Consider the following 26,795-nt stretch of genomic DNA (forward strand, 5'->3'; position numbering starts at 1 on the left):
TGTGCGGGGTCAGGGGGTGGGTGCGGGGGCCGCCATCAGCTCGGCGGCACCGCGGTCGAGCAGCTCGGCGGCGAGCGCGCGGCCGAGGGCCGCGGCGTCACCGAGCGGGCCGGTGATCGAGTCCCGGACGGCGTCGCTGCCGTCCAGGGCCGTCACCGAGGCGCGGAGGAACAGTTCGGGGCCGGTCTCGCCCTCGGATGACCCGCTCTCAGCCACCACGGCGTAGGCGGCGACCGGCGCGCTGCAGCCGGCCTCCAGCGCGGCCAGCGTGCTGCGCTCGGCGACCACGCAGGCGCGGGTGCCCGCGTCGTCGAGCGGGGCGAGCAGCTCGCGGGTGCGCTCGTCGTCGGCACGGCACTCCACGGCCAGCGCGCCCTGCGCGGGAGCCGGGAGCACCTGCAGCGGGTCGAGCGTCTCGGTCACCGCGTCCAGCCGGCCCAGGCGGGCCAGCCCGGCCCGGGCGAGGACGACGGCGTCGAGGTCCCCCGGAGCCACCCGGCCCATCCGGGTGTCGACGTTGCCCCGGATCGGGACGACGTCCAGCCCGAGGCCGAGCGCGCGCAGCTGGGCGACCCTGCGCGGGGCGCCGGTGCCGACCTTCGCGCCCGGGGGCAGCTCGCCGAGGGTCAGCCCGTCGCGGGCGACCAGCGCGTCGCGCGGGTCCTCCCGCAGCGGGACGGCGGCCAGGGTCAGCCCCGGCTCCGGCTTGGTCGGCAGGTCCTTGTAGCTGTGCACGGCGAGGTCGACGGCGCCCTCGAGCAGCGCCTGGCGGATCGCCGTGACGAAGACGCCGGTGCCGCCGAGCTGGGCGATCGCGGCCGAGGACCGGTCGCCCTCGGTGACGATGTGCACGAGCTCGACCGGAGTGCCTGTGGCCGCGGTGATCGCGTCGGCGACCCACTGCGACTGGGTGAGGGCCAGCGCGCTGCGCCGGGTGCCGAGCCGCAGGGTGGTCGTGGTGGTGGCCGTCATGAGACCCCGCCGGGGCGCAGGTCCTCGGGGTCGACGGTCACGGCCTCGGCGAGCGTGGCGTGCTCGGCCTCGACCTCGGCGTCGATGCCCAGGCCGAACAGCGCGCGCAGCGCGTCGGCGTAGTCGGTGCCGCCCGGGACGCTGGCCAGCTCCTTGACCCGGACGGTGGGCTCGTGCAGCAGCTTGTCGACGACGCGGCGCACGGTGCGGGCGACCTCGGCGCGGGCGCGGGCGTCGAGGTCGGGCACCCGGCCGGCCAGCCGCAGCAGCTCGGCGTCGACCACCTCGGCGGCCTGGCTGCGCAGCGCGGAGATCGCCGGCGCGACGGCGGCCGCCTGCCGCTCGGCGCGCAGCAGCGACAGCTCGGTGTCGATGAGGTCGCGGGCGGCGGCCACGTCGTCGGCGGCCACGGAGCCGGCGATCGGCCCGCCGGCCTGCCGCTCGCCCTGCAGCAGCGCCAGGTCCACGACGTGCACGCCGGGCAGCGCGGCGACGCCGGGCTCGACGTCCCGCGGCAGGGCGAGGTCGACGACGACCAGCTGCCGGTCGGCGACGTCCCGGGACCGCATCGCGGTGGCCACGACGTCGGTGCTCACGACGATGCCGCTGGCGCCGGTGCAGGTGACGAGCACGTCGGCGGCGGCCAGCTCCTGCGGCAGGCGGGCGAGGTCGGCGGCGCGGCCCTCGACGCTCTCGGCCAGCCGGGCGGCGTGCGCGGGCGTGCGGCTGCTGACGGTCACCGCGGCGCCGCGGCGGTCCAGCGTGGTCGCGGCGAGCGCGCCCATCGAGCCGGCGCCGACGACGAGGACCGACCGGTCGGTCAGGCTGCCCAGCCGGGCCTCGGCCCGGTCGAGCGCCGCGGAGACCAGCGAGGCGCCGGCGCGGTCGATGCCGGTCTCGGCGTGCACGCGCTTGCCGACGCGCAGCGCCCGCTGGGCGATCGGGTGCAGGGCCCGGCCGACCGTGCCCTCGTCCTGCGCCAGCGCGTACGCCGCGCGCAGCTGCCCGAGCACCTGCGTCTCGCCGACGACCATCGAGTCCAGGCCCGCGGCGACGGTGAACAGGTGGGCGACGGCCTGGTCCTCGTAGTGGACCGTGACGTACGGGGAGAGCTCCTCCACCGTCCCGCCGGCCTGGCGGGCGAGGATCCGGCTGACGTCGGCGACGCCGCCGTGGAACTTCTCGACCTCGGCGAAGACCTCGACCCGGTTGCAGGTGGCCAGCACCAGGGCCTCGCTCACGTGGTCGCTCTCGACCAGCTCGTGCAGCGCCTTCGCGGTGTCGTCGGTGCCCATCGCGAACCGCTCGAGCAGTGCGACGGGGGCGGTCTGGTGGCTCACTCCCACGGCGAGCAGGCTCATGCCATGCCTCCCACGGCCGGGAGCACCCGCTGCTGACCGAGGAAGGCCAGGACCTGCAGCTCGACGGAGAGGTCGACCTGGCGGACGTCGACCCCGGGCGGGGCGGTGAGCGTGACGGGCGCGAAGTTCAAGATGCTCCTCACGCCGGCCGCGGCGAGCCGGTCGCAGACCGACTGCGCCACCTCGGCCGGTGTCGTGATGACCCCGATGGAGGCCTCGGTCGCGGCGACGACGTCCTCGAGCTCCTCGACCGGGCGCACGAGATGGCCGCCGACCTGCTGGCCGACGCGGGACCGCGCGGCGTCGAACAGGCCGACGAACTCGAAGCCGCGGCTGCCGAAGCCGGCGTAGTCGGCCAGCGCCGCGCCGAGGTTGCCGATGCCGACCAGCACGCAGGCCCGGGACCGCTCCACGCCCAGCACGCGGGCGATGCGGTCGCGGAGGGTGCGCACCTCGTAGCCGACGCCGCGCACGCCGCACGGGCCGAGGTGGGAGAGGTCCTTGCGGAGGCCCGCGGGGTTGACGCCCGCGGCGGACGCGAGCTCGCCGGAGGAGACGGTGCTCCGCCCGCCGTCGGCCAGCCCGGTGAGAACCCGGAGGTACACGGCGAGCCGGGCGACGGTGGCCTCCGGGATCGTCCGGGGCCGGGGGTTCGTCACGGGCCTGCCACTCCACAGCGGTCGCGGGCGGCGGCGCTGCTGCCGCGTGCGACATTCGGGGAACCCGGGCGGGATGCCGCCCGGCGTCCGCCACGGTAACCGCTTGTGAACGCGGGAACAAAGTCGCGAGCGGGCCACAGCCCGCTGACCGGCCACGGACGGGGGGCACTGTGGTGAGGACCACCCTGCCACAGGCCGTTCAGGGGCTGAGCCGGAGGTCCCTTCGCAGCCGCGGCACGTCCACGGTGAAGTAGCTGTGCTCGCGGCCGTCGAGCAGCACCACCGGGACGCGGTCGCCGTACTCGGCCTGCAGCTCGGGGTCGGCGTCGACGTCGATCGACGCCGGGGCCTCGAGCCCGGCCTCCGCGGCGAGCTGCGCCAGGGTGGTGGCCGCCTCCTCGCAGAGGTGGCAGCCCTCGCGGGTGAGCAGCTGCAGCCGTGGCGTCATCGCTCGACCCCCTCCTCTGTCTCTGCACCGCTCAGGCCGAGCTCGCGCAGCCGGGCGCGGCTGACCTTCCCCGTCAGCGAGTGCGGCAGCGCGGGGAGGAAGTAGACCGACGTCGGCACCTTGTAGCGCGCCAGCGAGGCGGCGGCGTGCCGGATCAGCTCGTCGGCGGTCACCTGCTGCCCCGGCGCGAGGACGACGACCGCGCGGACCGCCGCGCCGGTGCGCGGGTCCGGCACGCCGATGACCGCGCTCTCGGCGACCGCGGGATGGGTCTCGAGGACGCGCTCCACCTCGGCCGGGTAGACGTTGAAGCCGCTGACCAGCACGAGGTCGCTGCGCCGGTCCACCAGGTGCAGGTCGCCGTCGTCGTCGCGGTAGGCCAGATCCCCCGTGGCCAGCCAGCCGTCGGCGTCCGGACCGTCGGCGCCGTCGGGCCAGAAGCCGGCGAAGAGGTTCGCCCCGCGGACGACGATCTCCCCCGGGCCCTCGTCGTCCTCACCCGGTTCGGCGTCGCCGGCCGATTCCGCGGTGTCGCGCAGCTCCAGCTCGATGCCCGGCAGCGGCCCGCCGATGCAGTTCGGCTTGGCGCGGCCCGAGGCCAGGGTGCTCGCGACGACCGGGCTGGCCTCGGTGAGCCCGTAGCCCTCCCAGACGGTGACCGCGGCCCGCTCGCGCATCGCCGTCCACACCTCCGCCGGCAGCGGGGCAGCGCCCGAGGTCGCCAGCCGGACCGCGGCGAAGGCCCGGCGCAGGCCGGCGTCGCTGCCGTCGGCGCCGGCGACGGCCAGCCACGCCTGGTACAGGGGCGGGGCGCCCGGCACCGTGGTGACCTGCTCGCGCTCCATCAGCTCCAGCGACGCGCGGGGGTCGAAGCTCTCCTGCAGCACCGCGCAGGCGCCGGTCGCCGCGACCAGCCCGAAGCCGGTGTTGAGGCCGTAGACGTGGAACAGCGGCAGGACCAGCAGCACCCGGTCGTCGGGCCGCACGGGGGGCGGCGTCAGGGCCAGGAGCTGCTCCTGGTTGGCGCGCAGCGCCGCAGCGGGGAGCATCGCGCCGCGGGGGCGCCCGGTGGTCCCGCTCGTGTAGGCGAGGAAGGACGGCGCCCGCGGATCCTCGGCGACCTCGGGCGGCGCGCCGTCGGCGGCCGGGGGGCCGTCGAGCACGGGCACCCCGCCGACCGGGGTCCGCTCGCCCCGGACGACGAGCAGGGCCGCCCCGGAGTCGCCCAGCACGTGCTCGAGCTCCGGATCGGTGTAGGCGGTGTTGACCGGGACGACGACGAGCCCGGCCCGCAGCGCGCCGATCGCCGCGCACAGCCACGGCGCGCCGTTGGGCAGCTGCACCGCCACCCGCTCCCCCGGCGTCAGGCCGCGGGCGGCATAGCCGGCCGCCGTCCGGTCGATCTCGGCGTCGAGCTCTCCCCAGCTCAGCCGCCGGTCACCGGCGACGACCGCCGGCGCCTCGGGCCGCTGCCGGGCCGCCGCGCGGACCAGCGCGGACAGCGACAGGCCGTCGGACACGGGCATCCCCCTCGTCGGTGCTGCGGTGGCGCGGCCACCCGGGCGGGGGACGGAGGAGCGTTCCCACCGGGGTGGCGTGGACGGACTGCAGCGATGTTGTCACCATGGGGCTTGCCCCGCAGCATGCGCGCCGCGCCGTCCCGGTCCGGCCCGACGGGAGGAGCCGGAGTCGGCTCGGCGGGCCGACGAGGAGGTCGATCGCCCGCATGCCGTCCCCCCGGCCGAGAGCGGACGCGGTCGCACCACCGTCCCCGCACCCGCGGCCGTCGCCCATCCCGCGGCCGCGGCCGACGCCGTTCCCGCGGACGGACGACGGGGAGCAGCCTGTGCCCGCGGCGCCGCCGGTCGAGCCCGCGCCGCCGCCCGCGGAGGAGGCGGCCGAGGAGCAGACCGACGTCTGGGCGCTGGTGCGCGCGGCCCAGGACGGCGACGCGGAGGCGTTCGGCCGGCTCTACGACCACTACGTGACGATGATCCACCGGTACGTCTACCACCGGGTCGGCGACCGGGCGCTGGCCGAGGACGTCACCAGCGAGACCTTCGTGCGCGCCCTGCGGCGGATCGACTCACTGTCCTTCCAGGGCCGCGACGTCGGCGCGTGGCTGATCACGATCGCCCGCAACATCATCCGCGACCACGTGAAGAGCAGCCGGTTCCGGCTGGAGGTCACGACGGCGGACATGCGCGACGCCGACCGCGCCACCGACGGCCCCGAGGACGCCGTCCTGGCGCACCTGACCAACGAGCAGCTGCTCGCCTGCGTGCGGCAGCTCAACAGCGAGCAGCAGGAGTGCATCGTGCTGCGCTTCCTGCACGGGCTCTCGGTCTCCGAGACCGCGGCGATCATGGGGAAGAAGGACGGCGCCATCAAGGCGCTGCAGCACCGGGCCGTGCGCCGGCTGGCCGCGCTGTTGCCGGAGGGGCTGCTGTGACAGAACTCCGCCGCGGGCGCGTAACCCTCCACACCGTCCCGTCGTTGGGCACCCTGGACGGCGCCATTCGGACGGGAGGACTCTTGTGAGCGCTCACAGAAGCGGGTCAGCGGCCTCGGGCCGCCGTGCCGCCGTGGGCGAGCGCGAGGAGGCCCTGGTCGACCGGCTCGGCGACCTGGGCCGGGCCCTGGACGGGGAGCCGGACCCCGAGTTCCGGGCGATGACCCGCGCGCGGCTGGTGGCGATGGCCGCCGTCCGCACCCCCGAGCCGGAGACGCGCAGCCGGTTCTCGCCGTCCCGGTCGCTCGAGTCCGCCGCCGCCCGGTGGCGCGGCCGGCTGACCGCGGGCCTCGCCGGGGCCGCCGTGGCGGTGACCGCGCTGGCCGGCCTGGTCGCCGTGTCCACCAGCGCGCAGCCCGGCGATCCGCTCTACGGCCTCAAGCGCGGCACCGAGCAGACCCAGCTGGCACTGGCGGGCGACGCGACGCGCGGCCAGACGTTGCTCGACTTCGCCTCGACCCGGCTGCGGGAGCTCGACGCGCTGCCCGCCGACGCCTCACCGGCCCTGGTCGCCGAGACGCTGCGGACGATGGACGCGCAGACCACCGAGGGCGCGGCCTGGCTGACCACCCGCGCGGCGGAGAGCGGCAGCCCGGCGCCGCTGCAGGACCTGCTGACCTGGACGGACGGGCAGTCCGCCGGCCTCGCCGCGCTCGCGCCGCAGGTGCCGCCCGGCGCGGGGGACGCCCTGACCGCCTCGCTCGACCTGCTCGGCTCGGTCGCCAGCCGCGCGACGGAGCTGCAGGCCGCGCTGAGCTGCCCGTCGGGCCCGCCGCTGGCGGGCACCGATCCGCTCGGCCCGGTGCCGGCCGCGTGCGGGGAGGGGGCGACGCCGCCGTCGGCCGCCGGCGGCGGGCCGGGCACCGTCCCGGGCCAGGTGCCGTCGGAGGCCGCGGAGCCCTCCGCCGAGCAGCCGGCGCCGGGCGCACCGGCGGCGCCGAGCGGCGGCACCGCCGCGAACAGCTCCGCCGGCTCCGGTGGCAGCTCGGACGGCGGCTCCGGAGGCGAAGGCGGGAGCACCGGCGCGCCGTCGGTGCCGCAGGCGACCGTGCCGTCCGTCCCGACGCTGCCCGACCCGGGCCTGCCGCTGCCGTCCCTGCCACTGCCCGGCGCGGGGAACCCCGGCGCCGGGTCGAGCCCGGGCACGAGCAGCCCACCGCCGCTCATCGACACGCCGCTGCCGATCTGCCTTCCGCGGATCCTCTGCTGACCTCGGGGGCGGGCGCTCGGACGGCCGGTTAGGGTCGAGCGGGCGTGCCCTTCCGGGGGGAAGTTGCAGAGTCAGGGAGGTGTCCGTGCCGCGTCTGCCGTTCCGCGGCCGGTCGGCGCAGGTGCCGACCCCGCTGCCGGATCACGAGACGCGGGCGCACGTCGCCGGCGAGGCGTCGGCCGCCGCCGCGGAGGTCGCCGTCCCGGAGGCCGTGCCGCCGGACCCGACCGCGGCCGCGTTCTTCGACGTCGACAACACGATGATGATGGGCGCGTCGCTGTTCTGGTTCGCCCGCGGCCTGGCGGCGCGCAAGTACTTCACCACCCGCGACCTGGCGCAGTTCGTGTGGCAGCAGGCGAAGTTCCGCATCGCCGGCAACGAGAGCGCCGACGACATGCACACGATCCGCGAGAACGCGCTGGCGTTCGTCGCGGGCCGGCCGGTCGCCGAGATCGTGCAGCACGGCGAGGAGATCTACGACGAGCTGATGGCCGACCGGATCTGGGGCGGCACCCGCCAGCTGGCCCAGCAGCACCTCGACGCCGGGCAGCGGGTGTGGCTGGTCACCGCGACCCCCGTCGAGCTGGCCCGCATCATCGCCCACCGGCTCGGGCTCACCGGCGCGCTGGGCACGGTCGCCGAGGTGGTCGACGGCAAGTACACCGGCCGGCTCGTGGGCGAGCTGATGCACGGGGAGGCGAAGGCGGAGGCGGTCCGCGCGCTCGCCGAGCGGGAGGGGCTGGATCTCTCCCGCTGCACCGCCTACAGCGACTCGGCCAACGACCTGCCGATGCTCACGCTCTGCGGCACGGCGGTGGCCGTGAACCCCGACACCGAGCTGCGGGCGGTGGCCCGGTCACGGGCCTGGACGATCCGCGACTTCCGCACCGGGCGCAAGGCGGCCAAGATCGGCGTCCCCACCGTCGCCGCCGCGATGCTGTCGGGCGGCGTGGTGGGCGCCGCGGTCGCGATCCGGCGGAAGAACACCCCGCCGATCCCGGTCATCCCGCCCAAGCGCAGCCGGCTGCCCTGGAGGTGAACCGGTGACATGGTCGCGCTATCCCGCGACACCGCGGCCACGTACCGTCCCCCTGCTGCGTCGAGCGCGTCCGGCGCTTCCTCGCCGAGGCCTCCGGCCCCTCGTCAGCGCCAGACTGATTTGCGCTGGAGGAGCAGCTGGTAGATCGAGTGCTGGATGGTCTCGCGCACCTGGTCGGTGAGGTTGAAGACCAGCATCGGGTCCTCCGCGGCGGCGGGGCCGTAGGACGCCGTCTCGATCGGCTCGCCGAACGCGATCAGCCACTTCGACGGCAGCGGCACCAGCCCGAGCGGGCCGAGCAGCGGGAACGTCGGCGTGACCGGGAAGTACGGCAGACCGAGCAGCCGGGCGGCGGTCTTGGCGTTGCCGATCATCGGGTAGATCTCCTCGGCCCCGACGATCGCGCACGGGACGATCGGCACACCCGTCCGCAGCGCCGCTGTGACGAAACCCCCGCGGCCGAACCGTTGCAGCGTGTACCGCTCCCGGAACGGCTTGCCGATGCCCTTGAAGCCCTCGGGGAAGACGCCGACCAGCTCGCCCTCGGTGAGCAGCCGCTCGGCGTCCTCGTTGCAGGCCAGCGTCGTGCCCATCTTGCGCGACACCGTGCCGACGAACGGCATCTCGAAGACCAGGTCGGCGCCGAGCAGCCGCAGCCGCCGCTGGGCCGGGTGCTCGTCGTGCAGCGCGACCGTGGTCATCAGCGCGTCGACCGGCAGGGTGCCCGAGTGGTTGGCCACCACGAGCGCGCCGCCGGTGGCGGGCACGTGCTCGAGGCCGTGGGTCTCGACGCGGAACCACTTGTTGAACAGCGGCCGGAGCAGCGGGAGCAGGACATGGTCGGCCAGGTCCGGGTCGAAGCCGAATTCATCGGTCTCGTAGTCACCGGTCATGCGCCGGCGGAGGAACTCCACGCCGCCGGCGATCTGCTCCTCCCAGCTCGGCGCCGACGACGGCGGCGGGGTGTGCGGCTCGTCGTCGTCCGGGCGCAGCGGGATCACGCGCGCCTCAGGCATCGCGCACCGCCCGGAGGCCGGGCGCCGGCGGGGCCGGGCGCAGCCGGTCCCCCACCGCCGCGGCGCCGTCGCCGACCCGCTCGACCACACCGCGCACCCGGTCGCTCGCCGCGCCCACCAGGTCGGGCGGGATCACCGGGCGCACCGTGGTGGCGTAGTCGTCCAGCGCGGCCGCCGTCGTGTAGCGGGGCGTGTAGCCGAACTCGGTGCGCAGCACCGTCGTGTCGACCACCCGGCCGAAGTTGAGGAAGCGCATCTGCTCCGGGGAGTAGTCGACGAAGCCGAACCGGCGGGAGAGCCGGCCGACCGAACCGAGAGCGGGCGACGGGATCGGCACCTGGACGCGCCCGAGCCGCCGGATGCACTGCGAGAGCAGCAGGGTGCCCTCGCCGCCCACGTTCACCGTGCCGGTGAAGTCGCCGGTCGTGGCCCGGGTCAGGACGGCGAGCGCGTCGTCCTCGTGCAGCAGCTGCACGCGGGCGTCGTAGCCCAGTGCCGTCGGCACCAGCGGCATGCGGAAGAAGCCGGTGAGCAGCGAGTCGATCCGCGGTCCGATGAAGTTGGTGAACCGCAGCATCGCGACGTCGACGTCCGGACGGCGCCGGGCGAAGGACCGGACGTAGCCCTCGATGTCGACGCTGTCGCGCGCGAAACCGCCCGACGGCACGCGCCGGGCCTGCATCTTCTCGGTGAAGACGGCGGGATCGCGGGACGAGGCCCCGTAGACGGCGCTGGTCGACTTCAGCACGAACCGCCGCACGGACGCCGCCCGCTGGCAGGCGGCCAGGAGCTGCATCGTCCCGATGACGTTGAGCTCCTTCATCGGCCCCCGCCCACCGGCACCGGCGGGCGTGGAGCTGATGTTCATGTGCACGACGGTGTCCACCGACCCGTTCGCGATGACCTTGCCGATCAGCGGATTGCGGATGTCGGCGCGCACGAACTCGGTGCGGCCGAGCCGGCGGAGCATCTCGGGCGAGGGCGGGACGGTGTCCACCCCGATGACCCGTTCGATCGACGGGTCGGCAGCGAGCTCGGCCGCGAGGGCACCCCCCAGCCACCGGCTCACGCCGGTGACGAGGACGACCCCGGGCGGCACGAGCGTCAGCTCACTTCTTGTTGCGTCGCTGGACGCGGGTCTTCTTCAGCAGCTTGCGGTGCTTCTTCTTCGCCATCCGCTTGCGGCGCTTCTTGATGACCGAACCCATGGCTGTGCTCCCGACGTCGTTTCGCCGCACGGCACTCCGGGCGGACGGCCGGATGGCCGCGCCGGGCACCGCGCGAGGTGATTCAGCTCTGGCGCGACAGCTCCGCTGCGGTCGGGCCGTCGCTGGCCGCCCGAGCTTACCGGCCGTCCCGCGGCGACGCTGCCGCGGGAGACACCGGAGTCCGACGAAGGGAGTGGTGCACGGGTTCGTCGGGACCGAGGGGGCCCGGAGGGGTCCGCCCAGGCCCGACGCGGCGGCTCAACGCCAGCCGGGGACGGCTCCTGGCCGCAGTTGTCGCCCGGAGGGCGACAGTGACACAGCTCAGGCGATGTCGGTGTAGGCGTCGCGCAGGTAGTCCTGGACGGCGCGCTCCGGCACGCGGAAGGACCGGCCGACGCGGACGGCGGAGAGCTCGCCGGCGTGCACGAGGCGGTACACGGTCATCTTCGAGACCCGCATCATGGCGGCGACCTCGGCGACGGTCAGGAAGGTCACGGCCGCGCGCGGGGCCGGGACGACGGGACGGCCGACGGGCATGGCCGCCGGGTGGGCGGCGGGCACCGGACGGGCGACGGCGGCGGCCATCGGGCGGCCGATCGGACGCGGACCCGGCACGCCCTGGCGGGCGGCGAACTGAGCGGCGGAAGCAGCGTGGTGGCGCTGGGGCATGGTCATGTTCTTCGTCTCCGGACCTAGCGCGTGTCGTCGAGCCGGCTTCCCCACCGACTACGCGGCACGCACGCGCTGACACAGAGAGTAGGGGGACAACCGTGACAGAAGCGAGACAAGAAACGGACAGGGAGAACGCTCGGTCCTCGGCAGATTTCTACCTATGTCGGTCTGTCGACATGGTGTCAGGCGTGTCGCAGCGACCTGAGAGGTCCGTGTGACTCCCTGTTGATCAGGTTCTGCCCCAGGCGACCGCTGCTACCGGCTCGCCGTCCCCTCGCCGCTCTCCCGCCCCAGCTCCACCGAGCGGGCGTGCGCGGCCTCGATCGCGGCGATCAGGGCGGCCCGGACGCCGTGGCGCTCCAGCTCCCGGATCGCGGCGATCGTCGTCCCCCCGGGGCTGGTGACGGCCTCGCGCAGCTGGACCGGGTGCTCGCCGGAGTCGCGCAGCATCACCGCGGCGCCCAGCGCGGTCTGGACGATGAGGTCGGCGGCCATGGCGCGGGGCAGGCCCAGCAGGATCCCGGCGTCGATCATCGCCTCGACGAGGAAGAAGAAGTAGGCCGGCCCGCTGCCGGACAGCGCGGTCACCGCGTCCTGCTGGGCCTCCGGCACGCGGCGGACCTTCCCCACCGCCGCCAGCAGCGCCTCGGCCTCGTCGAGGTGCGTCTCCTCCGCGTGCGAGCCCGCCGAGAGCACGCTCATGCCCTCGTCGACCAGCGCCGGGGTGTTCGGCATGACCCGGACGACGGGCGTGCCGGCGGGCAGCACGGCCTCGATCTTCGCCGTCGGCACGCCGGCGGCCACGGAGACGACGAGGTGCCGAGCCGGGTCCACGTGCCCCGACAGCAGGCCCAGCAGCGTGCCGATGTCCTGCGGCTTGACGGCGACCAGCAGCGCGCGGGCGCGGCCGGCGGCCTCGGCCAGGTCGACCGCGGGCACGCCGTAGCGCTCCTCGAGCTCGGCAGCCCGCTCCGGGCTGCGCTCGCACACGACGATCCCCTCGGCGCCGCCGCGCCGGATCAGCCCCGACAGCAGGGCCTCACCGATCTTCCCGCCGCCGATGATGGCCAGCCCGCCGCTCATGCCCGGCCCGCCAGGCGGCGCGCCACGGCGCCGAGGGCGCCCGGGCCGGACGGCACCGTCACCCGCACCCGGTAACCGGCGGCCACCAGCCGCCGTTGCTCGTCGGTGCGTACTCCACACGGCATGACGTGCTCCCAGGTGTCGGCGGTGCGTTCGTTCCACGCCGCTCGCTCTCCGGCGATGGCGATCAGGCGGGGGTCGGTGGTGGCCACGCCGGGGTGGCCGGTGCCGGTCATCAGGACGTTGAGGCAGCGCACGAAGGCCAGGTCGGCGGCGGCGCCGCGCCCGTCGGTCAGGCGTACCCGGCCGCCGGCGAGCGCCCGGCAGCGCTCCTCCGCCCCCGGTTCGCGGGCCGCTACCACGACGGCGGCGCCGGGCACCTCGGCGCCCAGCGGGTCGACGTCGGCGGCCGGGCCGTCCAGGGCGACGCGGAGCCCGGCCGCGGTGGCCGTCGCGGCGAGCGCACGGGCCCGCGCGGCGCCCAGCCGGCCGACGGCGAGGGTCAGGTTGCAGTCCGGCGCCAGCCCGGCGGCGCGCACGCGGCCGATCAGCGCGGTGAGCTCGGCCTCGTCGTCCCCGGGGTCGGCGGGGGTGTGCTCGAGCGCCACCCGGCGGCCCGAGGCGACCAGCTCGCCGGCCACCCGGAGGGCGTCGTCGACCGCCGGGCCGGCCACGAAGCGGGCCGGGAGGGAGCGGCCCAGCAGGCGGTGCACCTCGGGTCTGCTCAGCACACGCACGATCGAGACCGTAGTGCTCAGAGCGTGTGTGCCCGTCCGGGGGCCGGGGTAGCGGCGCCCGCATGGCTGGAGAACTTGAAGGCATGAAGGTCGCCGTCCTCGCGACCGACGGCGTCGAGCAGGTCGAGCTCGACCGGCCGTGGCAGGCGCTGGAGGACGCCGGCGCCGAGCCGGAGCTGGTCTCGCTGGAGGCCGGCTCGATCACCGCCTACGACCACATCGACAAGGGCGACACCAAGAAGGTCGACGCCATGCTCGGCGATGCCGACCCCGACGACTACGCGGCACTCGTCCTGCCGGGCGGCGTCATCAACGGCGACTTCATCCGGGCCGACGCCGACGCGGTGGCGTTCGTGAAGTCCTTCTTCGACGCCGGCAAGCCCGTGGCGGCGATCTGCCACGCCCCGTGGGTGCTCGCCGAGGCCGACGTCGTCAAGGGACGGCGGATGACCTCGTGGCCGTCGCTGCAGACCGATCTGCGCAACGCCGGCGCCGAGTGGGTCGACGAGGAGCTCGTGGTCGACGGCAACCTGATCACCAGCCGCAAGCCCGACGACCTCGACGCGTTCTGCGCCGCGATCGTGGAGGAGTTCGCGCCGCAGCCCGCCGACGAGAGCGTCGACGCCTAACCGGTGGCGATGAGGCCGGCGGCCGGGGCGACGGTCAGCAGCGTGCCGGCGAACACCAGGAGAGCGAGCAGCTTCGGCCCCACCGGGTCCCGCGCCATCTTGTGGCGGTAGGCGCCGACGCCGGCAACCAGCCCGGTGACCGCCAGCGGGGCCACCACGACGGCCAGGTGCGGGACCATCTCCCAGATCACGGTGAACAGGAAGAAGATCCCGACGCCGGCGGCCAGGGCGATGACGAGTTCGCCGACGAAGCGCAGCCAGGCGAGCGCGCTCTCCTTGGGCGTGCTGTCGAGGTCCGAGGCGTCGAGGTCGTCGGCGACGATCGGGAGTGGCCCGGTGGACGGGTTGTCGTCCTGCGGCGTCGCCGGCGCGGGCACGCCGCCGGGACGCCGCTCCTCCGCGGGCGGGGCGGCCGCGGGGCGCTCGGTGGCAGCCCGGCGGTTCTCGAGCCGCCGGTCCTTCGGGCGGCGGTCCTCCGTGCGCCGGTCGGTCAGGCGCCGGTCGGCCTGCCGCCGGTCGCCGACCCGGCCGGTCGACCGGTCCTCGTCCACCCGGCGCTCGGCCACCCGGCCCGTCGACCGGTCCTCGTCCACCCGCCGCTCGGCCACCCGGCCCGTCGACCGGTCCTCGTCCACCCGCCGCTCGGCCACCCGGCCCGTCGACCGGTCCTCGTCCACCCGCCGCTCGGCCACCCGCCCGGTCGAGTCGCCGCGGCGCCGGTCGCCCTGCCTGCGGTCGCCGCCGGCGCGCTGGTCGCCCGCCCGGCGCTCCGGCGTCCGGCGCTCGTCGGGACGGCGTTCGCGGACGACGCCGGTCCGGTCCGCGGCGCCGGGGACGTCGGGCTTGCCGGACGGGCGGACGCCGGGGATGGCCGCCGTCGCCGGGTCCGCTGCCCGCGCCGCGACGTGCAGGTCGCTGGCGCGCCGGCCGTAGTTCCGGCCGCCGATGCCGCCGGTGTCGGCCTCGCCCTCCGCCTCGGCACGGCGCTGCCGGATGCCGGTGTCGTCGGCATCGTCGCGGCGCCGGCGTCCCCGCGTCGGGGACTCGATGCCGGCCTCCCGCAGGATCTCGGCCAGCGAACGGCCCCCGGTCTCGGGGTCCTGCCGTGGTGCGGCCATCACGCCCCTTCCAACGAGTCGAGCCGACGAAGGATGACACCTTCCCGCAGCGCCCACGGGCAGATCCGCACCATCGGCACGTCGAGGGCCCGCAGGGCGGCCTGGGCGATGACCGCGCCGGCCGGGATCTGGTGCGCCCGGTCGGGCGAGACGCCGGGGAGCTCGGCCAGCGCGCCGGACTCGATCCGGGAGACGAAGCCGACCAGCTGACCCAGCCCGGACAGGCTCAGCCGGCGGTCGACCTGCAGCCCGGCCGAGTAGGGAGCGGCGCCGGTGAGCCGGGCCAGCGTGCGGAAGGTCTTGCTGGTCGCCGCGACGAGATCCGGCGGGCCCACCGCGCGCAGCTTGCGGGCCACCGGCTCCAGCAGCCCGGCGGCGTGGTCGTCGAGCTCCCGCAGCGCCTTGAGGTCCGGGCGCCCGCCGGTGCGCGCCTCGGGCAGGAACCGCCGGGTCATGCGCCCCGCGCCGATGGGCAGGGAGAGGGCGATCTCGGGGTCCTCGTCCATCCCCGCGGCCAGCTCGAGCGAGCCGCCGCCGATGTCGAGCACCAGCAGCCGCCCCGCGCTCCAGCCGAACCAGCGGCGGACGGCGAGGAACGTGAGCCGGGCCTCGTCCTCACCGGAGAGCACCTGCAGGTCCACCCCGGTCTGCCGGCGCACCCGGTCGAGGACCTCCAGGCCGTTCTCGGCCTCCCGGATCGCCGAGGTGACCAGGGCCATGAAGTCCTCACAGCCCTGCTTCTCGGCCTGCTCGCACGCCCGCTGGACGGCGCGCACGAGCGCCTTCTCCCCCGCCTTGGACAGCTTGTCGTCCTTGCCGATCTCCTCGGCCAGGCGCAGCAGGGAGCGGTCGTCGTGCATCGGCGTCGGGTGTGCCCCGGGGTGGGCGTCGACCACGAGCAGGTGCACCGTGTTCGACCCGACGTCCAGAACTCCGAGCCGCATGGTCACAGTCTGCCCGCCACCGGTCACGGACACGCATCGGGCGGCTCAGCAGACGGGACCTCGCGTCGCCGCGGTCATCTCGAGGATGGACCGCACGACGTCCGTGTCGATCTGGTCGGTGCGCCGGTACCGGATGCAGCCCTTGCCGACGTCCAGGCCGGCCAGGCGGTCGCGGTGCGCGGCCATCACGTCGGTGCGCGTCACGTAGAACGACAGGTACCGCTTCTGCGCCGCGAAACCGATCTCGCCCTCGGCGCCCTCCTCGCGGACGTAGCCCGGCATCCGGTAGCGCACGACCTCGGTGAACCCGTGCAGGTGCTCCCGGCAGAGGTCGCGCAGCAGCCGGAGCCCCTCCCGGCGGTTCTCCGCGGCCTGCTCCACGTAGGCATCGACCTCGGGATCGGGCGCCACCATGGGGCCAGGATGGCAGTGCCTAGGCTGGCGGCGTGCACGACGAGCCGCCGCCCGAAGTGCCGCTCGACTTCGCGCGCGAGTGGGTGACCTTCCCCGACCCGGCCGATCCCGAGCACCTGGTCCGCGCCGACCTCACCTGGCTGACCTCGGCCTGGACGTGCATCTTCGGCCGCGGCTGCGCAGGTGTCGTGGAGGGCCGCCCGGACGACGGCTGCTGCAGCCACGGCGCCTTCTTCACCGAGGAGGACGACCTGTTGCGGGTCACCGCCGCCGTCGCCGACCTCACCGACGACGACTGGCAGCTCGCGCCGGTGGGCCGGGGCAACTGGACCGAGCAGGACGACGCCGACGACTCCGGCGACGGCGTCCGCTCGCTGCGCACCCGGGTGGTGGACGGCGCGTGCGTCTTCCTCAACCGGCCGGGCCACCCGGGCGGCACCGGCTGCGCGCTGCACCGGATGGCACTGCGCACCGGCCTGCACCCGCTGACCACGAAGCCGGACGTGTGCTGGCAGCTGCCGGTGCGCCGCGAGCAGGAGCACGTGGAGCGCCCCGACGGCACCAAGGTGCTGATGACGACGATCGGCGAGTTCGACCGGCGCGGCTGGGGCCCCGGCGGGCACGACCTGCACTGGTGGTGCACCGGCTCCCCCGCCGCGCACGTGTCGGCCGAGCCGCTGGTGCTGACCTACGCGGCCGAGCTGACCGCCCTGATCGGCGGCGCGGCGTACGCCGAGCTACGCCGGCTGGCCGAGGCGCGCCTGGACGCCGGCCTCGTCGCGCCGCACCCGGCCAGCCCCGAGCCGGTGCTCGTCCAGCTGCACCGGCGCCGTCCCGGCGGCTGACGCGGCGCGGAAGGTCTGCCGGTAGGCGCGCGGCGAGACCCCGCGGCGGCGAGTGAACTGCTCCCGCAGACCGGCGGCGGTGCCGAAGCCCACCAGCCGGGCGATCTCCTCGACGGGGGCGTCGCTGTTCTCCAGCAGCGCCTCGGCCGCGGCGAGCCGGCGGCCCAGCAGCCACGCGTGCGGCGTCGTCCCGGTGGTGGCCCGGAACCGGCGGGCGAAGCTGCGCGGGCTCATCAGCGCACGGCGGGCCATGGTGTCGACGTCGATGTTCTCGGCCAGGTGGTTGCCCGCCCACTCGAGGACGGCGCCGAGCAGGTCGTCCTCGCACGCCGCGACCGGCTCGTCGATGAACTGGGCCTGACCGCCGTCGCGGTGCGGCGGCACGACCATCTCGCGGGCCAGCGCGTTGGCCGCGGCGGCGCCCCACTCGCGGCGGACCAGGTGCAGCAGGGCGTCCACGCCGGCGGCGGTGCCCGCGCCGGTGATCAGCTGGCCGTTGTCGACGTAGAGCACCGACGGGTCCACCTGCACGGCGGGAAAGCGCTCGGCGAGCTCGGCGGCCCACTTCCAGTGCGTCGTGGCGCGCAGGCCGTCGAGCAGCCCCGCCTCGGCGAGCACGAAGGCGCCGGTGCACTGACTGACGATGACGGCGCCCCGCTCGTGCGCCGTCCGCAGCGCGTCGAGCAGCTGCGGGGAGGGCACGCGGTCGAACGCCTCCCACGCGGTGATCGTGATGATGTCCGACCGCTCCAGCCGGTCCAGCCCGTGCTCGACGGTGATCGGGATGCCGGTGTCGGTGCGGACCACTCCCGGCGCCTCGGTGACCAGCGCGAAGTCGAAGCGGGGCAGCCCCATCTGCCGGCGGTCGTAGCCGAAGACCTCGGCTGCCACCCCCAGCCCGAAACTGCCGACGAGACCGTCGCCGACGACGACGCTGACCACCAGGGGGCGGGCGCGACCGGACATGCCGACAGTGTGGCAGAAAATATGCGCTAGCGGTCAGTCCTGCCACTCGTGCTTGGGTGCGACGGGGAGCACGCTCTTCTCATGTTCCTCATCCGTTGCCCCGTCACCGGAACCGACGAGCTGGTCGCCGAGCGGCACATCATCGCGGTGACGAACCACCCCACCCACATCGCCATGACCGTCGAGTGCCCCCACGGCCACACGCACGTGTACCGGACCGGGCGCCGCTGGGAGGAGCCGCGTCGGGAGGCACGGGAGCTCGTCGGCGCCTAGGCTCGAACACATGAGCGAATCGCAGGCGAACACCGACCGCACGGCCGAGAAGGACCCGGCCGACTGGGTGACCGGCGACGAACCGGCCACCGGCGCCCAGCAGAGCTACCTGCAGACCCTCGCCCGGGAGGCCGGCGAGGAGGTCCCCGACGACCTCACCAAGGCCGACGCCTCCCGAAAGATCGACGAGCTGCAGGAAGAAACGGGAAGAGGTGCGTGAACCCCTCGGGTCTCGCCGAGCGGGGGTCCGGAGGGTCCTCCCTCGGTGAGACAGCAGCGGCTCAACGCAACGCACCCCGGCACCTGGCCGTGGTCGGAGGCCGGTAGGCCGACCCTGCGGCCCCGTCCCGGGCCCCGCCCTGAGCGTGCGAAGGGTGGGGAGGACGGGGTCCTTCAGGCCTCGAGCTTGTAGCCCAGCCCGCGGACCGTCAGCAGATACCGCGGGTTGGCCGGGTCCGGCTCGATCTTCGCGCGCAGCCGCTTGACGTGGACGTCGAGGGTCTTGGTGTCCCCCACGTAGTCCGAGCCCCAGACCCGGTCGATGAGCTGCACACGGGTCAGCACCCGGCCCGCGTTGCGCATCAGGAGCTCGAGCAGGTCGAACTCCTTGAGCGGCAGCGCGACGTGCTCGCCGTCGACGGCGACCACGTGCCGCTCGACGTCCATGCGCACCCGGCCGGCCTCGAGCACCGCCTCGGCCGGTGCATCCACGTCACCGCGCCGGCGCAGCACCGCGCGGATGCGGGCGACCAGCTCGCGCGCCGAGTACGGCTTGGTCACGTAGTCGTCGGCGCCGAGCTCCAGGCCGACGACCTTGTCGATCTCGGCGTCCTTGGCCGTGAGCATGATGATGGGCACACTGCTGCGGCTGCGCAGCTGGCGGCACACCTCGGTGCCCGACAGCCCCGGCAGCATGAGGTCGAGCAGGACGACGTCCGCCCCACCGCGGTCGAACTCGACGAGGGCGTCCGGCCCGGTCGCCGCGATGGCGGTCTCGAACCCCTCGCGCTTGAGCATGTACGACAGCGCGTCGGAGAACGACTCCTCGTCCTCGACCACCAGTACCCGCGTCATGTGCGTCCTCTCGTTGCGTCGGCGGCGACGGCGTCGTCCGCCGGTGGCTGGTCGGTCGCCAGGGGGATCCGGAGCGTGAACGTCGAGCCGACGCCCTCCTCGCTCCAGACGCTCACGGACCCGCCGTGGTTGTTGGCGACGTGCTTGACGATGGCCAGGCCGAGCCCGGTGCCGCCGGTACGGCTGGCCCGGGACTGGTCCACCCGGTAGAAGCGCTCGAAGATCCGGCTGCGGTCGGCGCGGGGGATGCCGATCCCGCTGTCGGTGACCGCGATCTCGGCGAACCCCGAGCGCGCCCGCGCCGCGACGGCGATCCGGGTCTCCTCGGGGCTGTAGGCGACGGCGTTGGCGAGCAGGTTGGTCACCGCGGTCGCCAGTTGCGCCTCGACCCCGCGGACGACGAGGCCGCGCTCTCCGCCGCTGGCGATGGTGATCCGCTTGGCGTTGGCGGCGGTCCGCGTCCGGTCCACCGCCTCGGCGATCACCGTGTCGACGCCGACCGGCTCGAGATCCGGCAGCGGCTCGGCCCCCTGCAGCCGGGACAGGTCGATCAGCTCGCGCACCAGCCGGCCCAGCCGGTCGGCCTCGCGCTTGGCCCGGACGGCGAAGCGGCGCACGGTCTCGGGGTCGTCGGCGGCGTCCTCCAACGCCTCCGCCAGGAGCGACAGCGCCCCGACCGGGGTCTTCAGCTCGTGCCCGACGTTGGCGACGAAGTCCCGGCGCACCGCTTCGCCACGGCGGACCTCGGTGACGTCCACCAGGATCAGCGCCACCGGGCCGGGCGGCGGTGCCGCGCCGCTGTCGAGCCGGACGCCGTGCACGCCCACCTGCCGGGGCCCGCGCCCGACGAGCCCGCCGGGCAGCCGGACGTCGCGGCGGCGACTGCCACCGGTGCGCACCTCGAGCGCCAGCTGCAAGAGCTCGGGGACCAGCAGCCGGGTGTCGCGGACGATGCCGAGCCCCCGGGCCGCCGGGTTGGCCACGACGACGACGTCGTCAGCGTCCAGCAGGACGACGGCCGGGTCCATCAGGTCGACCAGCCGACGGGTCAGCGCGGCCTCCGCCTGCGCGGGGGGCGCCTCGGCGGACTTCTCGGCGCGGGCGGCGGCCAGCCGCGGGAGCAGCACGGCCACGGCCACACCGGCTCCGACGGCGAGGCCGAGGACCAGTGCGACCAGCGGACTCACGATTCGATGCTAGGTCGGGCACGAGCGCGGGGAGGTGCGCCTCACCCGGGACGTCACCCGCGACGGGGCAGTGTTCACCGTTGCGTGGGTGCGCGTTCACCTGCGCGCCCGCAGGGGCACTCCAGGGACACCTAGGCTCCGGGATACGTGCGACTGAAGTCACTGGCCGATCGGCCGGGAGAGGGGCAGCAACCCGTGCGCCAGCACTATCACGAGGAACTCGCCGACATCAACAACTGTCTGGTCGACATGGCCAACTCGGTCGGGTCGGCCATGAGCAAGGCGACCACCTCCCTGCTCGACGCCGACGTCGCGCTGGCCGACCTCGTCATCGCCGGCGACGAGCACGTCGACGCGGCGCGGGAGAGCATCGAGCAGCGCTGCTTCACCCTGCTCGCCCAGCAGCAGCCGGTCGCCACCGACCTGCGCACGATCACCGCCGCCATGCGGATCGTCGGCGACCTCGAGCGCATGGGCGACCTCGCCGTCCACGTGGCCAAGCTGGCCCGGATGCGGTTCCCCGACCACGCGGTCCCGGCGGAGGTCCGGCCGATCTTCCTCGAGGCCGGCCACGTCGCCGAGCGGCTGGTCGCCCAGACCGCGACGGTCATCGCGAAGCTCGACGTCGACGCGGCCAAGGACCTCGAGGCCGACGACGACCTCATGGACCAGTTGCACCGGCAGCTGTTCCGCGAGCTGCTGTCCAAGGACTGGCCGCACGGCATGGAGTCGGCCATCGACATCACGCTGCTCGGCCGCTACTACGAGCGCTTCGCCGACCACGCGGTCAGCGTCGCCCGCCGCGTCGTCTTCCTCGTGACCGGCGAGCGCGAGATGCACGCCAATCACAGCTGAGTCGCGCTCCCGCGGTGTTGTAGTCGCTCCTGCGGTGATGCAACACCGCAGGACCGGACGCAATACCACAGAAGCGCCTCCTACTTCTTCCCTTGGTTCTTGACCGCCTCGATGGCGGCGGCCGCGGCCTCCGGGTCGAGGTACTCGCCGCCGGGCTTGACCGGGCGCAGGTCGGCGTCCAGGTCGTAGCGCAGCGGGACGCCGGTAGGGATGTTCAGCCCGACGACCTCCTCGTCCCCCATGCCGTCGAGGTGCTTGACCAGCGCGCGCAGGCTGTTGCCGTGCGCCGCGATCAGCACGGTCTGGCCGAGGCGCAGGTCGGGGACGATCGCGTCGTACCAGTACGGCAGCATCCGGACGACGACGTCCTTGAGGCACTCGGTCTTCGGCCGGGCCTCGGGCGGCAGGAAGGCGTACCGCGGGTCGTCGTCCTGGGAGTACTCGCTGGCCGGGTCGATCGGCGGCGGCGGGGTGTCGTAGGAGCGGCGCCACAGCATGAACTGCTCCTCGCCGAACTCCGCGAGGGTGGCGGCCTTGTCCTTGCCCTGCAGCGCGCCGTAGTGCCGCTCGTTGAGCCGCCAGGAGCGCTTCACGGGGATCCACTGCCGGTCGGCCGCGGCCAGCCCCAGCTCCGCGGTGGAGATCGCCCGCTTCAGCACGGAGGTGTGGCACACGTCGGGCAGCAGGCCGGTCTCGGCCAGCAGCTCACCGCCACGGGCCGCCTCCTCGCGGCCCTTGTCCGACAGCGGGACGTCGACCCACCCGGTGAACAGGTTGGCCTTGTTCCACTCGCTCTCGCCGTGGCGCAGCAGCACCAGCGTCCCGGGCCCGGATGAGGTCGCAGTCACGGCGGCCATCCTGCCGGATCCGGCGGCGGAAGGCTCAGGTAGTGATCGCGGGCCAGAACAGCCAGAGCTCGTAGACCGCCGGCGGGGCCAGGCCCAGCAGCAGCCAGTAGCTGCGGATCCGCCGGGCGGCGCCCCAGCGCAGCGCGGCCACCAGCCCGACGCTGCAGATCACGGCGACGGAGAGCCAGACGACCACCGCGAGCACGTCGACGGTGAACAGCTGGGCGAAGACGAGCTGCACCGCGCAGAACAGCATCGGGTACACGAGCGCGGAGGCGGCGACGACGCCCATGAGCGCCCGGACGAAGCGCTGTTGCGCCGTGGTGCCGTCCATCGGCGTCCACGCTAGCGGCTGGACGGGGTGAACAGCACCGGTCCGGGCAGGATCTCCCCCGTGAGTGCCGCACACCGCTGGGCCGACGAGCTGGCGGCCTGGGCGATCGACCCGTCCATCCTCGCCGCCGCGCCCGAATCGCCCTACGGGTTCCCGCCCGGGCTGTTCGGCACCGGCCGGAGGTCGGAGAGCACGCTGGACGCCGTCCGCGGCGGGCTGCCGGGCAGCGTGCTGGACGTCGGCTCCGGCGGCGGGGCGGCGAGCATCCCGGCGGGGGCTGCCGAGCTGCTGGCCGTGGACGAGTCCGAGGCCATGCTGGCCCGCTACCGGGAAGCGGCCGGCGGCACCCCGGTGCGCACGTGGTGCGGCCGGTGGCCCGATGTCGCTGACGGGGTGCCGGCCGCGGACGTCGCCGTCGCCGCGAACGTCGTCTACAACGTCCCGGACGTCGTCGCGTTCGTGACCGCCCTGACGCGGCACGCCCGCCGGCGGGTGGTGGTGGAGCTGACCGACGTCCACCCGTGGACCTCGCTGGCGCCGCTGTGGCGGCACTTCCACGGCCAGGACCGGCCCGACGGGCCGACGTCGGCGCTGTTCGCCGCGGTGCTCGGCGAGCTGGGGATCGCGGCCGAGTCGGCCACCTGGGAGCGGCCGGACCCGTTCCGGGACGGCGCCCCCGATGAGGTGCTGGCGTTCACCCGGCGGCGGCTGTGCCTGCCCGCGTCGCGCGACGCGGAGGTCGCCGCCGCGATGGCGCGGTTCCCCGACGACGGCGCCCGGACGGCGACGACCTTCTGGTGGCCCGGCGACGCGTGACGGCTCAGGTCGCCCGGCGTCGTCCCGGCAGCCAGACGAGGACGACGACGACGGCGACGAACGCGGCGGTCGCGGTGCCGACGGCGGTGACGTGCATGGCCGACACGAACGCCTCACGGGCCGGGTCGACGACCGCCGCGGCAGCGCGGGCGGCCTCGGCGTCCTGCCCCGCGGCGACCCCCCGGACGGCCGCGAGGGTGGCGACGATCGACTCCCCGGCCTCGTCCCGGACGCCCGCGGGCAGGCCGGTGACGCGGTCGCCGAGATCGGCCCGGTAGGCCGCGGTGAGCAGCGAGCCGAGGATGGCCACGCCCAGCGCGCCGCCGACCTGGCGGACGGAGTTGTTCACCGCCGCCCCGGCGCCGGCCTTCTCCCGGGGGACGACGGACATGATCGACTCGGTCGCCGGCGCCATGACCGCGCCCATGCCCAGCCCCTGCACCGACAGGACGACGACCAGCAGCCAGACCGGCGAGTCCAGGTCGAGCAGCTGGATGCCGAGGAACGATGCGCCGATGAAGACGAAGCCGCCGGCGCAGACCGCCTTGGGGCCCCAGTGCCGGGCCAGCCGGGAGCTCTGCGGCGCCATGATGGCCATGCCGACCGCCACCGGGATCAGCATCGCGCCGCTCTGCAGCGGGGCGTAGCCGCGCGCGCCCTGGAGGTAGTAGACGAGGTAGAACGTCGCGCCCATCAGCGCGAAGAAGTTCAGCCCGAGCGCGCCGGCGGCCGCGGAGAAGGCCGGGTTGCGGAACAGCGAGACGTCGAGGGCGGGGTGGCTGGAGCGGCGCTGCAGCCAGACGAACAGGCCGAGCAGCAGCACGCCGCCGACCAGCGGCACGAGCACGCCCGGGGTGCCCCAGCCCTCGCCGGCGCCGCCGCGGATGATCCCGTAGACCAGCCCGGCGAGCGCGCCGATCGACAGCAGCACACCGCCCACGTCCAGCCGCCCGGGCGAGGGGTCGCGGGACTCGGGGACGAACGCCAGCGTGCCGGCGACGCCGAGCAGGCAGACCGGGACGCCGATCAGGAAGATCGCGCCCCACCAGAAGTGCTCGAGGACCAGGCCGCTGGCCAGCGGGCCGCCGGCGACCGCGATGCCGGCCGTGGCCGCCCAGATGCCGATCGCCCGGCCGCGCTCCTCGGGCGGGAACACGTTGGTGATCACGGCCAGCGTGGTGGGCTGCACCGCGGCGCCGCCGACACCCATCACCGCCCGCCAGGCGATCAGCTCCAGCGGGCTGCCGCTCAACGCGGCGAGCACCGAGCCGAGGGCGAAGATGGTCAGCCCGATGAGCAGCACCCGCCGGCGGCCGATGCGGTCACCGACGACGCCCCAGGAGAACAGCAGCCCGGCGAACACGACGATGTAGGCGTCCACGGCCCACTGCAGCTCACCCTGGGTCGCGCCGAGCTCGCGCTGCAGCGTCGGCAGGGCGACGTTGAGCGTGGTGTTGCCCGTGATCACGACGAGCAGGCAGACCGTCATGGTCGCGAGGACCCACCACCGCCGGGCGTAGCCGGGCCGCTCCTCGGCGGCGGCGGCCCCGGCCGCGGGTGCCCGGTCCGTCGCCGTCACGTCGCGGCGTCGTCCGTCCGCGCGTCGTCCGTCCGCGCGTCGTTCGTCCGCGCGTCGTTCGTCCGGGCCGCGTCCGGGTCGGCGAAGGCGGCGAACGCCTCGAGGTTGCGCAGCGACTCCCCGCGCTTGACCCGCCACGCCCACTCCCGCCGGATCGAGGTCCCGAACCCGATCTCCAGCATGGTGTTGAACGAGTCGTCGGCGTAAGTGAGCACCGCGCCGAGGATCCGGTCGATCTCCTCGGGCGTGACCGCGGCGTGCGGCAGCCGGCCGGTCAGGTAGATGTCGCCGACGCCGTCGATGGAGAACGCGACGCCGTACATGCGGGCGTTGTGCTGCAGCAGGAAGGTCCACAGCTGCTCGCGGTTCTCGTCGGGCTGGCGGCAGACGAACGCCTCGACCCGCAGCGCGTGCTCGCCGACGATCAGCCCGCACACGGTCTTGAGCTTCTTGGTGCCCGGCAGGTCGACCAGCCAGCGGCCCGGGGCCGGGTGCTCGTGCGCCAGCTCGCTGTCGCGCAGCGTCCGGCCGATCACCTCGTCGAGCCGGTCGACGACCGCCGTCATCGCGCGACCTGGGCGCCGGGCAGCGCCCGGATCGGCGCCAGGGTGCGGGCCGGAGCCGCGGCACCGGTTCGGACGGCCATCTCGCCCGCGGCGGCGGTGTAGGCCTCGATCAGGGACTCGGCGGTGCGGTCCCAGGAGAAGCGGGCGGCGTGCCGGCGGGCGCCGGCGGCGAGGAACGGGCGGCGGGCCAGCACGCTGCGGATCGCGGCGGCGTAGTCGGCGGGGTCGCGCCCCTCGACGAGGACGCCGGAGATGCCGTCGCGCACCGCCGTCGGGAGGCCGCCGACCGCGGCCGCGACCACGGGGGTGCCGCAGGCCTGGGCCTCCAGCGCGACCAGCCCGAAGGACTCGTTGTGGCTGGGGACGACGGCGACGTCGGCGGCGCGGTAGTGCTCGGCCAGCCGGGGCGGGGGCTGGGGCGGGGAGAAGCGGACCAGGTCGTCGATGCCCAGGGTCGCGGCCAGCTGCTCGAGTTGCCGTGGCGCCTCGAGGCCGGAGCCGCTCGGGGCGCCCACCACGTGCACCTCGAGCCGGTCGCGCAGGCCGGGGTCGTCGGCGAGCATCCGGGCCGCGGCGTGCAGCAGCAGGTCGGGGGCCTTCAGCGGCTGGATCCGCCCGACGAACAGCAGGACGACGGCGTCCTCGCGGATGCCGAGGCTCCGCCGGGCAGCGGCCCGGTCACCGGGCGAGAAGCGGTCGAGGTCGACGCCGGGCGGGACGACCAGCGTGCGCTGCGGGTCGGCGTCGTAGAACCGGACCAGCTGGCGCGCCTCCTCCTCGGTGTTGGCGACCAGCCGGTCGGCCTCGGCGACCACCTGCTCCTCGCCGACGACGCGGACGCGGGGCTCGGGGTGGTCACCGGCGGCGAGCGCGGCGTTCTTCACCTTGGCCAGCGTGTGCGCGGTGTGGATGAGCGGCACGCTCCACCGGTCGCGGGCCAGCCAGCCGACCTGGCCGGAGAGCCAGTAGTGCGAGTGGACGACGTCGTAGAAGCCGGGCTCGTGCTGGGCCTCCTCGCGCAGCACCGCGGCGGTGAACGCGCAGAGCTGGCCGGGCAGCTCCTCCTTGCCGAGGCCCTCGAACGGGCCGGCGCTGACGTGGCGGACGGTCACGCCGGGGCTCATCTCCACGACCGGCGGCAGCTCGCTGGAGGTGGCGCGGGTGAACACGTCGACCTCGATGCCGCGGGCGGCCAGCCGGCGGGACACCTCGACGATGTAGACGTTCATGCCCCCGGCGTCGCCGGCGCCCGGCTGGTCGAGGGGGCTGGTGTGCACCGAGAGGGTGGCCACCCGCCGGGGCGTCCCCGACCGGCGGAAGCGGCGAGCGGGCACGCGAGACCTCCCGCCCGAGCTGTGTCCGAATGCTGGCTGCACAGGGGGCTCAACGCACCCCTGCCGACTCTCCATCCTGCAACAACGTCAGGATGA

At 75.0% G+C, this 26,795-nt stretch carries 31 protein-coding genes; 9 read left to right on the forward strand and 22 right to left on the reverse strand.

Annotated features, from left to right (window positions below; translation table 11 throughout):
• Nucleotides 1-9 precede the first annotated feature (9 nt).
• The 5 genes from hemC to AB3388_RS24465 form a co-directional block, all read right to left on the reverse strand.
• Nucleotides 10-972 carry a hydroxymethylbilane synthase gene (gene hemC / locus AB3388_RS24445; protein WP_495407913.1) on the reverse strand — a complete coding sequence of 321 codons (963 nt, stop codon included), beginning with the start codon at nucleotides 970-972 and terminating at the stop codon, nucleotides 10-12.
• A complete protein-coding gene (locus tag AB3388_RS24450; protein ID WP_495407914.1) occupies nucleotides 969-2,333 on the reverse strand; it encodes a glutamyl-tRNA reductase in 1,365 nt (454 codons plus the stop codon). Before AB3388_RS24450 ends, hemC begins: the two co-directional genes overlap by 4 nt.
• A complete protein-coding gene (locus AB3388_RS24455) occupies nucleotides 2,330-2,992 on the reverse strand; it encodes a redox-sensing transcriptional repressor Rex (RefSeq protein ID WP_495407915.1) in 663 nt (220 codons plus the stop codon). Before AB3388_RS24455 ends, AB3388_RS24450 begins: the two co-directional genes overlap by 4 nt.
• Nucleotides 2,993-3,191: 199 nt before the next feature.
• Complete coding sequence (locus AB3388_RS24460; RefSeq protein WP_495407916.1) at nucleotides 3,192-3,440, reverse strand: glutaredoxin family protein; 249 nt, start codon at nucleotides 3,438-3,440, stop codon at nucleotides 3,192-3,194.
• Nucleotides 3,437-4,966: an AMP-binding protein gene (locus AB3388_RS24465; RefSeq protein WP_495407917.1), complete on the reverse strand. Its 1,530-nt coding sequence runs from the start codon at nucleotides 4,964-4,966 to the stop codon at nucleotides 3,437-3,439. The genes AB3388_RS24460 and AB3388_RS24465 overlap by 4 nt, the downstream gene beginning before the upstream one ends.
• Before the next feature lie 320 nt (nucleotides 4,967-5,286).
• Here AB3388_RS24465 and AB3388_RS24470 point away from each other — a divergent pair, with 320 nt between their 5' ends.
• From AB3388_RS24470 to AB3388_RS24480, 3 genes are all read left to right on the forward strand, one after another.
• Nucleotides 5,287-5,892, forward strand: a complete 606-nt coding sequence (locus AB3388_RS24470; protein WP_495407918.1) for a sigma-70 family RNA polymerase sigma factor — start codon at nucleotides 5,287-5,289, stop codon at nucleotides 5,890-5,892.
• Nucleotides 5,893-6,025: 133 nt separating this feature from the next.
• The gene (locus tag AB3388_RS24475) at nucleotides 6,026-7,162 is read left to right on the forward strand and encodes a DUF5667 domain-containing protein (RefSeq protein ID WP_495407920.1); all 1,137 of its coding nucleotides are present in this window, start codon (nucleotides 6,026-6,028) and stop codon (nucleotides 7,160-7,162) included.
• A 79-nt stretch (nucleotides 7,163-7,241) separates the two neighbouring features.
• Nucleotides 7,242-8,201, forward strand: a complete 960-nt coding sequence (locus AB3388_RS24480; protein WP_495407921.1) for an HAD family hydrolase — start codon at nucleotides 7,242-7,244, stop codon at nucleotides 8,199-8,201.
• A gap of 104 nt (nucleotides 8,202-8,305) precedes the next feature.
• On the opposite strand, the gene AB3388_RS24485 is transcribed toward AB3388_RS24480, so the two are convergent.
• The 6 genes from AB3388_RS24485 to AB3388_RS24510 all read right to left on the reverse strand — a co-directional run bounded on the left by AB3388_RS24485 (nucleotide 8,306) and on the right by AB3388_RS24510 (nucleotide 12,917).
• On the reverse strand, nucleotides 8,306-9,217 hold the full coding sequence (locus tag AB3388_RS24485; protein ID WP_495407922.1) for a lysophospholipid acyltransferase family protein: 912 nt from the start codon (nucleotides 9,215-9,217) through the stop codon (nucleotides 8,306-8,308).
• Complete coding sequence (locus AB3388_RS24490) at nucleotides 9,210-10,316, reverse strand: NAD-dependent epimerase/dehydratase family protein (RefSeq protein WP_495407923.1); 1,107 nt, start codon at nucleotides 10,314-10,316, stop codon at nucleotides 9,210-9,212. Before AB3388_RS24490 ends, AB3388_RS24485 begins: the two co-directional genes overlap by 8 nt.
• A 10-nt stretch (nucleotides 10,317-10,326) precedes the next feature.
• On the reverse strand, nucleotides 10,327-10,425 hold the full coding sequence (locus AB3388_RS24495) for a 30S ribosomal protein bS22 (protein ID WP_012854759.1): 99 nt from the start codon (nucleotides 10,423-10,425) through the stop codon (nucleotides 10,327-10,329).
• Nucleotides 10,426-10,746: 321 nt separating this feature from the next.
• The gene (locus AB3388_RS24500; RefSeq protein WP_495407924.1) at nucleotides 10,747-11,100 is read right to left on the reverse strand and encodes a helix-turn-helix domain-containing protein; all 354 of its coding nucleotides are present in this window, start codon (nucleotides 11,098-11,100) and stop codon (nucleotides 10,747-10,749) included.
• A 252-nt stretch (nucleotides 11,101-11,352) separates the two neighbouring features.
• Nucleotides 11,353-12,180 carry a pyrroline-5-carboxylate reductase gene (gene proC / locus AB3388_RS24505; RefSeq protein WP_495407925.1) on the reverse strand — a complete coding sequence of 276 codons (828 nt, stop codon included), beginning with the start codon at nucleotides 12,178-12,180 and terminating at the stop codon, nucleotides 11,353-11,355.
• Nucleotides 12,177-12,917: a hypothetical protein gene (locus tag AB3388_RS24510; RefSeq protein WP_495407926.1), complete on the reverse strand. Its 741-nt coding sequence runs from the start codon at nucleotides 12,915-12,917 to the stop codon at nucleotides 12,177-12,179. Before AB3388_RS24510 ends, proC begins: the two co-directional genes overlap by 4 nt.
• Nucleotides 12,918-13,000: 83 nt before the next feature.
• On the opposite strand from AB3388_RS24510, the gene AB3388_RS24515 reads away from it, so the two are divergent.
• On the forward strand, nucleotides 13,001-13,546 hold the full coding sequence (locus tag AB3388_RS24515; protein WP_495407927.1) for a type 1 glutamine amidotransferase domain-containing protein: 546 nt from the start codon (nucleotides 13,001-13,003) through the stop codon (nucleotides 13,544-13,546).
• Here the strand turns inward: AB3388_RS24515 and AB3388_RS24520 are convergent.
• Genes AB3388_RS24520 through AB3388_RS24530 form a run of 3 tightly spaced genes read right to left on the reverse strand, consistent with a single transcriptional unit; the run spans nucleotide 13,543 to nucleotide 16,022 of the window.
• Nucleotides 13,543-14,664 carry a hypothetical protein gene (locus AB3388_RS24520; protein ID WP_495407928.1) on the reverse strand — a complete coding sequence of 374 codons (1,122 nt, stop codon included), beginning with the start codon at nucleotides 14,662-14,664 and terminating at the stop codon, nucleotides 13,543-13,545. The two genes, AB3388_RS24515 and AB3388_RS24520, sit on opposite strands and share 4 nt — an antisense overlap.
• Complete coding sequence (locus tag AB3388_RS24525; RefSeq protein ID WP_495407929.1) at nucleotides 14,664-15,608, reverse strand: Ppx/GppA phosphatase family protein; 945 nt, start codon at nucleotides 15,606-15,608, stop codon at nucleotides 14,664-14,666. The genes AB3388_RS24520 and AB3388_RS24525 overlap by 1 nt, the downstream gene beginning before the upstream one ends.
• 45 nt (nucleotides 15,609-15,653) lie before the next feature.
• Nucleotides 15,654-16,022: an iron chaperone gene (locus AB3388_RS24530; RefSeq protein ID WP_495407930.1), complete on the reverse strand. Its 369-nt coding sequence runs from the start codon at nucleotides 16,020-16,022 to the stop codon at nucleotides 15,654-15,656.
• A gap of 32 nt (nucleotides 16,023-16,054) precedes the next feature.
• On the opposite strand from AB3388_RS24530, the gene AB3388_RS24535 reads away from it, so the two are divergent.
• The gene (locus tag AB3388_RS24535) at nucleotides 16,055-16,867 is read left to right on the forward strand and encodes a DUF3109 family protein (RefSeq protein ID WP_495407931.1); all 813 of its coding nucleotides are present in this window, start codon (nucleotides 16,055-16,057) and stop codon (nucleotides 16,865-16,867) included.
• On the opposite strand, the gene AB3388_RS24540 is transcribed toward AB3388_RS24535, so the two are convergent.
• Nucleotides 16,760-17,833 (reverse strand): helix-turn-helix domain-containing protein, encoded by a 1,074-nt coding sequence (locus AB3388_RS24540; protein ID WP_495407932.1) that lies wholly within the window; start codon nucleotides 17,831-17,833, stop codon nucleotides 16,760-16,762. The genes AB3388_RS24535 and AB3388_RS24540 overlap by 108 nt on opposite strands.
• An 81-nt stretch (nucleotides 17,834-17,914) precedes the next feature.
• On the opposite strand from AB3388_RS24540, the gene AB3388_RS24545 reads away from it, so the two are divergent.
• Together AB3388_RS24545 and AB3388_RS24550 are read left to right on the forward strand one after the other, a co-directional pair.
• On the forward strand, nucleotides 17,915-18,106 hold the full coding sequence (locus AB3388_RS24545; RefSeq protein ID WP_495407933.1) for a hypothetical protein: 192 nt from the start codon (nucleotides 17,915-17,917) through the stop codon (nucleotides 18,104-18,106).
• Between the two features lie 10 nt (nucleotides 18,107-18,116).
• Complete coding sequence (locus AB3388_RS24550) at nucleotides 18,117-18,326, forward strand: DUF3072 domain-containing protein (protein WP_495407934.1); 210 nt, start codon at nucleotides 18,117-18,119, stop codon at nucleotides 18,324-18,326.
• 173 nt (nucleotides 18,327-18,499) lie between these two features.
• Here the strand turns inward: AB3388_RS24550 and AB3388_RS24555 are convergent, their stop codons facing one another.
• Together AB3388_RS24555 and AB3388_RS24560 are read right to left on the reverse strand one after the other, a co-directional pair.
• Nucleotides 18,500-19,180: a winged helix-turn-helix domain-containing protein gene (locus AB3388_RS24555; RefSeq protein WP_495407935.1), complete on the reverse strand. Its 681-nt coding sequence runs from the start codon at nucleotides 19,178-19,180 to the stop codon at nucleotides 18,500-18,502.
• A complete protein-coding gene (locus AB3388_RS24560; protein WP_495407936.1) occupies nucleotides 19,177-20,367 on the reverse strand; it encodes a sensor histidine kinase in 1,191 nt (396 codons plus the stop codon). Before AB3388_RS24560 ends, AB3388_RS24555 begins: the two co-directional genes overlap by 4 nt.
• 195 nt (nucleotides 20,368-20,562) lie before the next feature.
• Here AB3388_RS24560 and phoU point away from each other — a divergent pair, with 195 nt between their 5' ends.
• A complete protein-coding gene (phoU, locus tag AB3388_RS24565) occupies nucleotides 20,563-21,222 on the forward strand; it encodes a phosphate signaling complex protein PhoU (RefSeq protein WP_495407937.1) in 660 nt (219 codons plus the stop codon).
• Nucleotides 21,223-21,302: 80 nt separating this feature from the next.
• Here phoU and AB3388_RS24570 read toward each other — a convergent pair whose 3' ends face one another.
• Complete coding sequence (locus AB3388_RS24570; RefSeq protein WP_495407938.1) at nucleotides 21,303-22,070, reverse strand: phosphoglyceromutase; 768 nt, start codon at nucleotides 22,068-22,070, stop codon at nucleotides 21,303-21,305.
• Nucleotides 22,071-22,104: 34 nt separating this feature from the next.
• Nucleotides 22,105-22,404, reverse strand: coding sequence for a hypothetical protein (locus tag AB3388_RS24575; RefSeq protein ID WP_495407939.1), 300 nt, complete (start codon nucleotides 22,402-22,404; stop codon nucleotides 22,105-22,107).
• A gap of 60 nt (nucleotides 22,405-22,464) precedes the next feature.
• Between AB3388_RS24575 and AB3388_RS24580 the strand changes: the two genes are divergently transcribed.
• Complete coding sequence (locus tag AB3388_RS24580) at nucleotides 22,465-23,220, forward strand: methyltransferase domain-containing protein (RefSeq protein ID WP_495407940.1); 756 nt, start codon at nucleotides 22,465-22,467, stop codon at nucleotides 23,218-23,220.
• A gap of 4 nt (nucleotides 23,221-23,224) precedes the next feature.
• Here AB3388_RS24580 and AB3388_RS24585 read toward each other — a convergent pair whose 3' ends face one another.
• Genes AB3388_RS24585 through mshA form a run of 3 tightly spaced genes read right to left on the reverse strand, consistent with a single transcriptional unit; the run spans nucleotide 23,225 to nucleotide 26,699 of the window.
• Nucleotides 23,225-24,799, reverse strand: a complete 1,575-nt coding sequence (locus AB3388_RS24585; protein ID WP_495407941.1) for an MFS transporter — start codon at nucleotides 24,797-24,799, stop codon at nucleotides 23,225-23,227.
• Nucleotides 24,796-25,365, reverse strand: coding sequence for a type III secretion system chaperone family protein (locus AB3388_RS24590; protein ID WP_495407942.1), 570 nt, complete (start codon nucleotides 25,363-25,365; stop codon nucleotides 24,796-24,798). Before AB3388_RS24590 ends, AB3388_RS24585 begins: the two co-directional genes overlap by 4 nt.
• A complete protein-coding gene (mshA, locus tag AB3388_RS24595) occupies nucleotides 25,362-26,699 on the reverse strand; it encodes a D-inositol-3-phosphate glycosyltransferase (protein ID WP_495407943.1) in 1,338 nt (445 codons plus the stop codon). Before mshA ends, AB3388_RS24590 begins: the two co-directional genes overlap by 4 nt.
• Nucleotides 26,700-26,795 lie beyond the last annotated feature (96 nt).

This window comes from Geodermatophilus sp. SMS 5-13 (assembly GCF_059428245.1).